Here is an 11,364-nt window from a genome sequence, read left to right on the forward strand (position 1 = left end):
CTTTATTATTTCCAACCAACCCGTGCCGCCGCCAAAAGAGACGATTCAACTGTTTCGGCGGTAAGCCGAAACAGTTGAATCGCCCCGGCGCGCGAACAAAGAACGGTGCAAGATTTGGGCCGACACAGCCAATTGCCCACCGCGGGCACGCGGGGCCTGCGCGGCCCGAGCGCAGTACCCTCAAACCACCGCGCGCCGTCGCCTTAATAGGGAAATCGTCAAAATGTGCTGGCACATTTTGACTGGATTTCCCAAAGGCGCGCGACAAAGGATGAGGTAAATAAAACCCGCGCGCGGCTGCTGGAGAAGGAAATCATTCAAACGCGTGATTCGCGTTTGAATAAGATTTCCGCCAGCGCGCTTAGGGTAGAGGCGGCCTATTCCGGAGTGCCCGGAGGCACCGGCGGAGCGACAGCGGAGCCGCAGTGAGGCTGACACGGGGCGATGCCTTGGGTAAAGCTTTTGCGACCCGTAGGGTCGCGCAGTCCGCCGCCCCGGCAGGCGGAGGACTGCAACTCGACGGAGCTCGTTGCGTCTCCGCTGGTGTCGAACTGCGGCGGACCGAGAGCGAGTAGCGCGATTCCTGCGGAATCGCCGGGCTTGCGCGCTGGGCCGTTCGGCCCACCCGGGGAGCGCGCAGCCCGAACTGCAATAGACTTGGAGAGAACTTTTGCGACCCTTTGAGGTCGCCGGCCTTGTCGCCCAGGCGCGAAGCGGCTTCGGGGGGATGGGCGACAGGCCGAATGGGGTAGAGGATTAGGTGGAGAATGGGGCTGAACTGTTGCTATGGGTTGGCGAAGTATTCGGCTGTGAATTGGGAGCAGTTGGAGCGGGCCGGCGCCCGGGAGCGACCGCAATTCTCGACGCGCGAGCGGCGTGTTGCGGGCCTCCGCGTGGGGAGGCTTTCGGCCCGGGCGGCTCGAAGAGCCGCAGGATTCCGAGACAAGGGAAGAGACCCGCAATCTTTTCAGAATAAGTCGGGGGATTTTCAAGGGGGATATAAGTCCCCTTGAATGAGCTCTTTGCTTACTTTCTACCACATAGTAGAAAGTAGGGGCCCCCGCGGCCTAAGTGGAACAGAGAAAAGAGATTGATATAGAACCCAAAGACGGCCGGCCACCTGACGTTTATCGGGTAAACGAGCTTTGTCCGCGCGCCTTACGCGATTCATTCTATTTCGGCTGCCGCCAAAATAGTTGAATCGCTTCTTAAGGCGTGGCGCGCGGTGCCTTCGGGCACTCCGAAATGACAGCCTCTACCCCAACAGGATAGAACTGCCCTACGCGGGCGGTGGCCGGACAATAAAACCCTAATAAAACGCCCGATGGGCGCCCCGGCGGGACGGAGCGAAACGTAGTTTCGCTAAGGCCGTCTCTGTCTTCTGTTTATTCCGAGAGGCAACGCAACTGAAGACCGAGGCCACGGTTGCCCACGCTGCTGGGATAGAGGTTCTGCGTGCCGAAGTCCAAGAACACGCCGCCAGTCCCGCTGACAGCGGACGACCAACTGTACCCGCCGTAGCCGACGTTCATCAGATCGCCTAATCGCCCATGGTTGCCTGCGTCGCGGAAGCCCGGGGCGGGCATCGATTTTTGAAATGCGAAAAGACCGCGGAGGGCTATTCCGCCGACTCGGCCAGATAGAGCAAGGTCGAGCTGTTCTCGCGGCGGAACAGACGGCGCGATACCTCCTGAATCTCCTGCGCCGTCACCGAGTTGTGCTCCGCGACCTCCGTGTCGATCAGGGCCGCGTCGCCCAACATCTCGAAATAGGCTAAGTTCATCGCCTTGTTCAGCACATTCAGCTCGCTGAAAATCTGAGTCGCCTCGAACTTGTTCTTGACCTTCTCCAGCTCGTAATCCCCGACCGGTTCCGATTGCAGGAGCTCCAGCTCATGCCATAACGCCGACTCGGCCTCCGCCACCGGAACACCCTCCATCACATACCCCGTCACCACGAACAAACCCGGATCGATCTCCCCCGAGACATAGGCATTGACCTGCGAAAAGAGATTCGCCTCCTGAACCAGCCGCTGATAGAGCCGGCTCGACGTCCCGTTGCTCAGGATGTCCGACGCCACGTCGCACACCGTATATTCCCGGCTCAGCCGCCCCGCCATGTGGAAGACGATGTAGATCACCGAAGCCGGCACCGGCCGCCGCACCTCCAGCCGCCGCGGAGCGGTCTGCTCCGGTTCGGCCGGCAGCGGATCCGGTGCGAATCCTCCGGCCGGAATCTCGCCGAACCATTTCTCGGCCAACTCGAAAACCCGTTCGGCCGGCAAATCCCCCGCCACCGACAGGATGGCGTTGTCCGGCCGGTAGTACCGGTCGAAAAAGGCCCGCACCTCCTCCATTGTCGCCCGTCGGATGTGGTCGATCTCCCGCCCGATCGTCGCCCACCGGTACGGATGCCGCTCGTAGGCCAACGGCCTCAACAACAGCCAGATGTCGCCGTACGGCTGATTCAGATACCGTTGTGCGAACTCCTCGACCACCACCTTGCGCTGCACGTCGAGGCTCCGCTCGTTGAAGGCCAGCGAGAGCATCCGGTCCGACTCCAGCCACAGCGCCGTCTCGATATTCTCCTTAGGCAAGGCCAGGTAGTAGTTCGTGTAGTCGTTGTTCGTAAACGCGTTGTTTTCGCCGCCCGCCAGTTGCACCGGTTCGTCGTAGTTCGGCACGTGGATCGACCCGCCGAACATCAGGTGCTCGAACAGATGGGCGAACCCCGTCCGGTCGTAGGCTTCGTTGCGCGAGCCCACTTTGTAGAGCACATTGACGGCCGCCATCGGGGTCGAGCGATCCTCGTGGGCGATGACGGTCAGCCCGTTGGGCAGCGTTCTTTTCTGAAATTCGATCATAACCTTCGGATAAGCGCCGGTCAATAGCCCAGAATGCGCATCATCGCGCGGTAGCTCTGCTCCTTGGCGAAAAGGCGGGTGTAGTATTCGTTGTCGTCCTTGTCGCGGTCGATGATGATGTGCTTGGGCGCCGGAATCAGACAGTGCTGAATCCCCCCGTAGCCGCCCAGCGACTCCTGATAAGCCCCCGTGTGGAAAAATCCGATGTACTGCGTATCCCCCGGACAGAGTTTCGGCAGGAAGATCGCGTTCTGGTGCGCCTCGGCGTTGTAATAGTCCTCGCTGTCGCACGTGAGGCCGCCGAGGAAGACCCGCTGGTACTCCTTGTCCCAGTTGTTGATCGGCAGCATCATGTAGCGCTGGTTGATCCCCCACGTGTCCGGCAGGGTGGTCATGAACGACGAGTCGATCATGTACCACAGCTCGCGGTCGTTCTGCTGCTTCTGGTTGATGATGGAGTAGAGGGTCGCGCCGCTTTCGCCCACGGTGAACGATCCGAATTCGGTGAAGATGTTCGGCTCGTCGATTCCGTTGAGGTTGCAGTAGTTCTTGATCTGGGCCACGATCTCCTCCGCCATGTACTCGTAGTCGTAGTCGAAGGCGAGCGAGTTCTTGATCGGAAATCCTCCCCCGATGTTCAGCGAGTCGAGCTCCGGGCAGACCTTTTTTAGCTCGCAGTAGACGGCCAGGCACTTCGACAGCTCGTTCCAGTAGTAAGCCGTGTCGCGGATCCCGGTGTTGATGAAGAAGTGCAGCATCTTGAGCCGGAACTTCTTGTTGGGCTTGATCTTCTCGAGGTAGTAGTTCTTGATCTCGCGGTACCGGATGCCGAGGCGCGAGGTGTAGAAATCGAACTTCGGCTCCTCCTCCGATGCGATCCGGATGCCGACGTGGCACGGTTTATGAATCGCAGCATCCAGCAGCTCGTGTTCGTCCTTGTTGTCGATCACCGGGATGGTGTTGACGAACCCGGCGTGGATGAGTCCGGCGATGTTCTCGACATACTGCGGCCGTTTGTAGCCGTTGCAGACGATAAAGGTGTCTTTGTCGAGCATTCCGCTGTCGTACAGCGCGTTGATGATGTGGATGTCGTAGGCCGAAGAGGTCTCAAGGTTGATTTTGTTCTTCAGCGCCTCCTCCAGCACGAACGAAAAGTGCGAGCTCTTCGTGCAGTAGCAGTAGTTGTAGGTGCCCTTGTAGTCCACCTTCGCCATCGCCACGTTGAAGAGCTTCTTGGCCTTCTGGATCTGCGCGCTGATCTTCGGCAGGTAGCTGATCTTCAGCGGCGTTCCGTACTGTTTGATGATATCCATCAATGGTACGTCGTGGAAGTTGAGGTTGTTGTCTACGACGCTGAATTCGTCCTGAGGAAACTCAAAGGTTTGCTCGATGAGGTCGATGTACTTGTTTTTCATCTTCGCCGGATGGGGCTCTAAGGTGGATAAGCGGCTCGGTTACTTCGGGCCGGTGCGGACGATCCGCGCGGCCCGGATTTTGCTGTTTCGGGAAACAAAGTGCAAAGATGCGATAATTTTCCGGACTTCCGTCGGTCGGAGGTCATTAATTTCGAGTTCTTTCCGCCGGCCCCGCGCCGGTGTCGGGCACCCTCCGGCCAGGGGGTGTCGGGCGTTCGAAGAATGACACTCCGCCGGTAAAATAGTGTCGAAAATTGGTCGGGTGATTTTTTTTTCGTAATATTGGGACAAATTAGAGAGAGTTTTCGATGGACAACAACCTACTCAAGCAACTCATCGCACAGCACCGCCGGGTGGTGATTCCCGATTTCGGCGCCTTTCTGAAAAAGGAGGGGCCGAGGGGTGAGCAGCTGGTATTCAGTCCGTTCCTGCGCAAGGACGACGGGATGGTCACCGAGGCCCTGATCCGCGAATACGGGGTCGAATCGGAGGACGCCCGCGGGATGATCGCCGAATTCGTCGTTTATCTGCGGCAGTCGCTGGCTTCGTCCGGACGTTATTATATCGAGGGGGTCGGGATGCTGGCGGCGGATGCCAACGGCTCGATTACGCTCAAAGAGGGGGTGATGCCGGAGCGGAGCAGGGCGGAGGTCGAGAGCGAGCGGATGGCCCGGCAGGCGCCGCAGCAGCCGCAGCCGGCGATGGAACAGATCGTGGAGGCCGAACCGGTGCCCGTGCAGCCGGTGATGACCAAACCGCCGGTGATGACCCGGCCGCAGACGATACAGGTGCAGCCTTCGATGGGGCAGCCGATGCAGCCCCAGCAGGGACAGCAACAACAGTCCTCGTTGTTCGGAACCTATCCGGGCATCCAGCAGCAGCCGGTGAGACCGCAGCAGCCGCAGATACCGCCTCAACAACCGATGCGGCCGCAGCCGCAACAACCGCAGATGCCGCCCCAGCAGCCGATGCGGACACAGCCGGCGGTGCCGCCTCAACCGATGCAGCAGCCCATGCAGCAGCCGGTACAGCCGGGGCAAAGGCCGCAGCAACCGCAGATGCCGCATCCCTCCATGCAGCCGCAACAGGGGGTTCGGGGGGGGCAGCAGCCGGGAATGGTTCCGCCCGTTCCGCAACCGGGACGGCCGGGGCAACCCCAGGGACAGCAGCCCGGACAGACGATGCAGCCGGGGATGATTCCTCCGTCGCAGCGCCAGCCGCAACAACAGCCCGGACAACCGGGGCGGCCGATGCCGCGAGACCCTCAGGCGCAATCGCGACCGCAGAGACCGGGACAGACACCTTCTCGTCCGGGACAGCCGTATCCGGGGGGACGGAGACCGCCGGTGCGCCGGCGTCCGCAGCAGCGGACAAAGGCCGATGTGTGGCTGATCGTCGCCATTATTGCGGCGCTGGTCGTGATCGCGATCATGATCTACAGCTTCATCGTTTCGGGCGGGGGCCAGGATATGGACATGGAGATGCTGAACGAAGCGATGGCTCCGATGCAGGACGCTTCGAGTTCGGCAGGGGGAGGAGACGGATTGTAGGATACTACTAATAATAGGATAAGGAAAAACGAATCCGGCCGCAGAGTTTTCAATGCTCTCGCCGGATTCGCTTCTATATATAGAATGAGTTACAGCGGCCGCTCCAGCATGATCATGTCCCGGCACAGCGTGCCATCCTCGTCGATGACCGGAGCCGGATAGTGGTCGGTGAAGAAATTCGGAATCGTGTGAGAGTAATGGAATCCGCACCGCTCGTAGAATCCCCGTCCGCCGTTGCTCGTACCCACTTTCAGGCTCGTGAACCGACCCCGATAGTGCGCGCAGAGGTCATCCAGCATGCCTCGTCCCTGACCCGAACCGCGGCAGGATGCGGCTACGGCTAAGTTTTTGATCTCGCCGGCCGCCACGTCCACCACCGCCTCGCCGACCACCCGGCTCTCCCCGTCCTGCCAGACCCACATCTCTCCCTCGGCCAGATAGCGCTCCACCATCCTTTCCGACGGGTCGGCCTCCAGCAAAAGCGCCCGGAACGACCGTTTTTCGGACAGTGCGACGATCTTTTCCATCCGTCCCGAAATTTTTACGCCCCAACGATCACCGTGCTGAACGCTGCCGGATCGAGCCACTGCCGGGCCAGCTCCCGAACCCGTTCCGGCGTGATGCTCCGCACCTCGTCGAAAAACATCGATACCGCCTCGTTCGTCATCCCGCACTGGACGTTTTCGATCGTCACGTCCGCCACCCCGAACGGCCCGTCCAGAATCCGCATCATCTCGCCCACGATGATGTTCCGCACCATCTCCAGCTCCGCCGCCGGCACCTCTTCCGTCCGCAGTCGCTCCACCTCGCGCAGGATTTCGGCCACCGCCTCGTCCGTCGCCGCAGCCGTGACATCCGTTGCCACGGCGAAATAGCCCGTGTGCTGGAGATTCACCATCGCCGAGTAGATGCCGTACGTGTACCCCTTCTCCTCGCGCAGATTCTTCACTAACCGTGAGCCGAAGTAGCCTCCCAGAATCGTGGCGACCACCTGCATCCCGTTGAAATCGGGGTGCTCCTTCGGAAAGAGCGTCCGGCCCAGACGGATCGACGACTGCAAAGCTCCCTCCCGCCGTTCGCGGATCAGGTCTGTCGGCTCCGTCGGCGGCACGCCCGGGTCGACGACCGGCCGGCCCGTTTGGAAGCGGCTCAGGAATCGCTCCATCTCGCTGCGTATCTCCGGCGCGATCCGGCCCGAAGCCACCGCAAAGAGATTCCCGGCCCGGTAGTGCGTCTCGTAGAATCCGCGCAACAGGCTCGTATTCAGCTCGTCATAGGCCTCGGTCGCCGAGCTGCGGCCGTAGGGATGCTCGCTGCCGAACAAGGCCCGCGAGAAGAGCTCCCGGGCCTGATACGACGGTTTCTCGCGTTCGATGGTCAGTTGCTGTTTCCGTTTCGCGGCGTAAATCTCCAGCTCGTGTTCCGGGAACTGCGGCTCGAACAGAATCTCGCTCAGCAGCTCCAGTGTCTGCGGCAGAAAGCGGTTCAGACAGCTCACCGTCACGATCGCATAGTCGCGGTCGATCGAGGTGTCGTAGTAGATGCCGTAGAAGTCGAACCGCTCGGCGATCTGTGCCGCCGAGTAGCGCGCCGTCCCCTCGCTCATCAGGTTGAGGGCGGCCGACGCCGTGAACGGCGCCGGCTGGTAGCGCGTCCCGGCGCCGAAGACGAGGCTCAGGCGGCACAGCGGCTGTGTCCCCGCGTCGATCGTCCAGAACCGGATGCCGTTCGGCAGGGTGGAGTGGAGCGTTTCGGGAATCGTCAGCCGGTCGGGCAGCTGGAAAGGAGGTTGTTGTGTGCGGTCTAACATCGGAGTCGGTTCCATGGAGAGGGACAAAAATAGTGATTTTGTACGACTCCGGCTGCGCCGGGCCCGCAAAACGGGCGGGTGCGGCGAGCGGGGAAATTCATTACATTTGCATCGTACCGAATTTCTCGATCGGGAGGTCTCGCGGATGAACAAACAACAACAGATACGCCAATGGCTGTATGTCGTGGTCGGTTCGGTGCTGATCGCCACGGCTTACGTACTCTTTATCACCCCCTATCGGATCGTCCCGGGAGGTGTCTACGGGATGGGGGTCGTTCTCAACTATCTCTTTCCGAAGATTCAGGTCGGCACCTACGGGCTGTCGATGGATATTCCGCTGCTGCTGATCGGGTTCCGGCTCTTCGGGGCGCGGTTCGGAGCAAAAACCGTCGTGGCGGCCGTCCTGACGCCGGTGATTATGGACGGCATGACGTGGGTGGTCGGTTCCGATCCGGCCACGATGCTCGGCGGCAAGATCGACCTGGCGGGCGATGTGCTCCTGAGCTGCATCTTCGGCGGGACGCTGCTGGGGGCCGGCGTGGGGCTGATTCTCAAGACCCACGCCACGTCGGGCGGGACGGACATTATCGCGATGATCGTCTCCCGCTACCTGCACCTGCCGATTAGCCGGTCGGTGCTCTATGTCGACTCGCTGGTGGTGCTCTTCGGGCTGGCGGTGCTGGGAGACTGGCGGCTGCCGCTCTATTCGCTGGTGACGATCTTCGTCTCGTCGCGCGTGATCGACTACATCGTGGACGGCGGGTCGGGCGACAAGCTGCTCTTCATCCTTTCGAAACAGCACACCGACATCCGCGATTTCATCCTCGACGGACTGGATCGGGGCGGGACGTATATCAAAGCCAGCGGGATGTACACCGGGGCGGATAAGGAGATGATTTTCGTGGTGGTTTCGCGGCGCGAAGTGTCGCTGATCCGCGACCGGATCCGGCAGGTCGATCCGGAGGCTTTCATGATTGTGGTCGATGCGCACGAGACGCTCGGCGAGGGATTTAAAACGTTCGAAAAACCATGATGTTACGTAAGATAGGTCTGATGCTGGGCGTTTCGCTGCTCATCACGCTGATGATGCCGCGGCGGGCCGCCATGAACTTCAACTTCGCCCCCGGCGAGACGTGGGACGAGGAGACGCTGGTGGCGCCGTTCGACGTGCCGGTCTATAAAGAAGCCGAACAATTGAACGCCGAGCGGAAAGCGCTGATGGAGGAGTTCCAACCGGTTTTCCGGCTCGACCCAGTGGTGGGCGAGACCCAGCTGCGCACCCTGCGGGCCGATCTGGCGGCCAACACCTCGCTGTCGGATAATCGGCGCGAGGCGATCTGGCGCGCTTTCCGGCAGGTGTACGCCCGCGGAGTGGTGAGTGAGGCCGACCGGGCGGCCTATACCGACCGGATGGTGCGGATCGACAGCGCCCATGTCCTGTCGGGCCGGTTCGCGGCCGATATGTTCACGCCCAATACGGCGATGGACTACCTGCAGCAGACCGAGGGGATCGATCCGCAGCAGGCGGCGCGCTACCTGACACCGTCGCTCGTCTACGACCGGTCGCTCAATGCCCGGCTGCGCGAGGAGCTCCTCGCACGGCTGTCGCGTACCGAGGGGATTGTGCGCACGGGCGAGGTGATCGTTCAAAAGGGCCAGCTGATCGACCGCCACACGGCGACGGTGCTGACCTCCTATCGGCGGGAGTATGAGAACCGGCTGGGACGGGGGATCAGCGGGGCGGTGCTGTTTCTGAGCCGCTTCCTGATCATGGCGGCATTGATGACCCTGAGCTACGTCTTTTTCACCTACTTCTCGCAGAACCATTTTACGGCCTGGCGACCGATGCTGTTCGTCTTTTCGCTCTATGTGGTGATGGCGGGCCTAATGGCTCTGGTGGTGCGGACGCAGTTCCTGAGCCCGTATGTGGTGCCGTTGCCGGTGGTGGCGGTTCTGTTGCTGGCTTTTTTCGATACGCGGGTGGCGATTTTCGGCAATATTTCGGTAGTGTTGATCGCTTCGCTGTTCGTGCGGTTCAGCTTCGAATTCTTTACGGTCGAGTTTCTGGGGGGGATTACGGCGATTTTCGTGATCCGGCATGCCTATCAGCGTCACCGGGTCTTTCGCGCGGTGGGGGCGGTGCTGCTGGTGCAGGAGCTGATCTATGTGGCTCTGCTTTGGATGAAGCAGGGGACGCTGTTCGTCGATTATTCGGGCATGTTGTGGTTCGTGGCGAGCGCTTTCCTGATGCTGGCGTTCTACCAGCTGATCTATATCTTCGAGCGGGTTTTCGGCTTCGTGTCGGACATCACGCTGCTGGAGTTGTCGGATACGAACCAGCCGCTGCTGTTGCAGCTGGCTGAAAAGGCGCCGGGGACGTTTCAGCATTCGGTGCAGGTGGCGTCGCTGGCCGAGAGCGCGGCCAAGGAGATCGGGGCCAATCCGCTGCTGGCGCGGGCCGGGGCGCTGTATCACGATGTGGGGAAGATGGAGAATCCGTTCTATTTCGTGGAAAATCAAACGGGCAACTTCAATCCGCATTCGATGCTGAGTCCGTCTCAGAGTGCGGCGATCGTGCGGTCGCATGTGACCGAGGGGATTACGCTGGCGCGGAAACATCGTCTGCCGGCGGTGATTCAGGAGTTCATCTCGCGGCACCACGGGACGTCGAAGATGTACTATTTTTATGTAGAGGAGGAGCGGCTGCACGGCAAGGTGGAGCATCCGGAAGAGTTCGTCTATCCGGGGCCGAAGCCGGTGCGGCGCGAGGTGGCGATCTGTATGATGGCGGATTCGGTCGAGGCGGCGTCGCGCTCGCTGGCGAACTACGACCGCGAGACGATCGACGAGCTGGTGGATCGCATCATCGACCGTCAGATCGCCGAGCATCAGTTGAGTCAGGCCGATCTCTCGTTTGCCGAGGTGACGCGCATCAAAGAGCTTTTCAAGACCCGGCTGAATAATATTTATCATGGTCGGATCTCTTACCCGACCTCGCCGTCCGAGACCCCCTCTCCGGCTGCGGTGTGAGAGGGTTGCTTTCGCGGCTGGCACGCGAACGAAGAACGGGGCGTAGCAAGCCAGTAAGCGAAACGTAGTTTCGCTCCGTCCCGCCGAGGTCACTCGGCCGCCGCCCGCGCAGGGCAGTTCCGTCCTGTTCAAAGCTCGACCGCGCGCCGCCGCCTAAAGAAGCGATTTTTTATTTTGACGGTGAGTCAAAATAGATAATCGCGTAAGGCGCGCGAACAGAGAACAGTTCGAAGATTTGGGCCGACACAGCCAATTGGGAGTGCGGCACGCACCGCCCGCCCGGCGTAAGGGCAGTTCCATCCGGCTCAAAACTTTCCCGTCGCCCGCCCGCTTAAAGAGGGATTTCACTCGTTTTGCGATGAGCAAAATCGAGATGAAATCCCAGCGGGCGACGGTAGAGGTGGCGGAGCGATAGCGGAGCCACATGGGCTGACACGGGGCCGAGAGCGAGTAGCGCGATTCCGCAGGAATCGCCGGGCTCGGTTTTGGGGTAGAGGCTGCTATTTCGGAGTGCCCGAAGGCACCGGCGCGAGGGGGGCGCGCCGAGGACGAATAGACAGAAATTTGGGCGGTGAATTGGGCTAAATTTGGAGCGGGTCGGAGCCAGCGAGGCCGGAAACAAGCATCGCGCAGTTGCAGGCCTCCGCCGGGGGTGGCTCCGGCCCGCGCGACCCTGCGGGTCGCAGGGTTTCGGCC

The 11,364-nt window shown here is 61.0% G+C and carries 9 protein-coding genes; 4 read left to right on the forward strand and 5 right to left on the reverse strand.

The genetic code is table 11. The features are described from left to right. Positions 1-225 precede the first annotated feature (225 nt). Positions 226-429, forward strand: a complete 204-nt coding sequence (locus tag QZ292_RS01450; RefSeq protein WP_294596818.1) for a hypothetical protein — start codon at positions 226-228, stop codon at positions 427-429. Between the two features lie 956 nt (positions 430-1,385). Here QZ292_RS01450 and QZ292_RS01455 read toward each other — a convergent pair. Genes QZ292_RS01455 through QZ292_RS01465 form a run of 3 tightly spaced genes read right to left on the reverse strand, consistent with a single transcriptional unit; the run spans position 1,386 to position 4,278 of the window. After that, positions 1,386-1,586 (reverse strand): hypothetical protein, encoded by a 201-nt coding sequence (locus tag QZ292_RS01455; RefSeq protein WP_294596821.1) that lies wholly within the window; start codon positions 1,584-1,586, stop codon positions 1,386-1,388. Positions 1,587-1,618: 32 nt separating this feature from the next. Next, positions 1,619-2,863 carry a pitrilysin family protein gene (locus QZ292_RS01460; RefSeq protein ID WP_294596823.1) on the reverse strand — a complete coding sequence of 415 codons (1,245 nt, stop codon included), beginning with the start codon at positions 2,861-2,863 and terminating at the stop codon, positions 1,619-1,621. Between the two features lie 20 nt (positions 2,864-2,883). Then, on the reverse strand, positions 2,884-4,278 hold the full coding sequence (locus QZ292_RS01465) for an arginine decarboxylase (RefSeq protein ID WP_294596825.1): 1,395 nt from the start codon (positions 4,276-4,278) through the stop codon (positions 2,884-2,886). A 308-nt stretch (positions 4,279-4,586) separates the two neighbouring features. Here QZ292_RS01465 and QZ292_RS01470 point away from each other — a divergent pair, with 308 nt between their 5' ends. After that, positions 4,587-5,828 carry a hypothetical protein gene (locus tag QZ292_RS01470; RefSeq protein WP_294596828.1) on the forward strand — a complete coding sequence of 414 codons (1,242 nt, stop codon included), beginning with the start codon at positions 4,587-4,589 and terminating at the stop codon, positions 5,826-5,828. Between the two features lie 89 nt (positions 5,829-5,917). On the opposite strand, the gene QZ292_RS01475 is transcribed toward QZ292_RS01470, so the two are convergent. Both QZ292_RS01475 and QZ292_RS01480 read right to left on the reverse strand, forming a co-directional pair. Then, positions 5,918-6,355: a GNAT family N-acetyltransferase gene (locus tag QZ292_RS01475; RefSeq protein ID WP_294596832.1), complete on the reverse strand. Its 438-nt coding sequence runs from the start codon at positions 6,353-6,355 to the stop codon at positions 5,918-5,920. A gap of 14 nt (positions 6,356-6,369) precedes the next feature. Beyond that, the gene (locus QZ292_RS01480; RefSeq protein WP_294596834.1) at positions 6,370-7,653 is read right to left on the reverse strand and encodes a pitrilysin family protein; all 1,284 of its coding nucleotides are present in this window, start codon (positions 7,651-7,653) and stop codon (positions 6,370-6,372) included. Positions 7,654-7,744: 91 nt separating this feature from the next. Here QZ292_RS01480 and QZ292_RS01485 point away from each other — a divergent pair, with 91 nt between their 5' ends. Both QZ292_RS01485 and QZ292_RS01490 read left to right on the forward strand, forming a co-directional pair. Continuing rightward, on the forward strand, positions 7,745-8,671 hold the full coding sequence (locus QZ292_RS01485) for a YitT family protein (protein WP_294596837.1): 927 nt from the start codon (positions 7,745-7,747) through the stop codon (positions 8,669-8,671). Next, the gene (locus QZ292_RS01490; RefSeq protein WP_294596839.1) at positions 8,671-10,668 is read left to right on the forward strand and encodes an HDIG domain-containing metalloprotein; all 1,998 of its coding nucleotides are present in this window, start codon (positions 8,671-8,673) and stop codon (positions 10,666-10,668) included. Before QZ292_RS01485 ends, QZ292_RS01490 begins: the two co-directional genes overlap by 1 nt. The last annotated feature ends 696 nt before the right edge of the window (positions 10,669-11,364 follow it).

Source organism: uncultured Rikenella sp., assembly GCF_910577125.1.
Classification (GTDB): Bacteria; Bacteroidota; Bacteroidia; order Bacteroidales; family Rikenellaceae; genus Rikenella.

Bases quoted from the DNA above. Each gene is read 5' to 3' on its own strand.
- QZ292_RS01455 (WP_294596821.1), bottom strand. From the start codon at position 1,586: ATGCCCGCCCCGGGCTTCCGCGACGCAGGCAACCATGGGCGATTAGGC.
- QZ292_RS01460 (WP_294596823.1), bottom strand. From the start codon at position 2,863: ATGATCGAATTTCAGAAAAGAACGCTGCCCAACGGGCTGACCGTCATC.
- QZ292_RS01490 (WP_294596839.1), top strand. From the start codon at position 8,671: ATGTTACGTAAGATAGGTCTGATGCTGGGCGTTTCGCTGCTCATCACG.
- QZ292_RS01480 (WP_294596834.1), bottom strand. From the start codon at position 7,653: ATGGAACCGACTCCGATGTTAGACCGCACACAACAACCTCCTTTCCAG.
- QZ292_RS01470 (WP_294596828.1), top strand. From the start codon at position 4,587: ATGGACAACAACCTACTCAAGCAACTCATCGCACAGCACCGCCGGGTG.
- QZ292_RS01475 (WP_294596832.1), bottom strand. From the start codon at position 6,355: ATGGAAAAGATCGTCGCACTGTCCGAAAAACGGTCGTTCCGGGCGCTT.
- QZ292_RS01465 (WP_294596825.1), bottom strand. From the start codon at position 4,278: ATGAAAAACAAGTACATCGACCTCATCGAGCAAACCTTTGAGTTTCCT.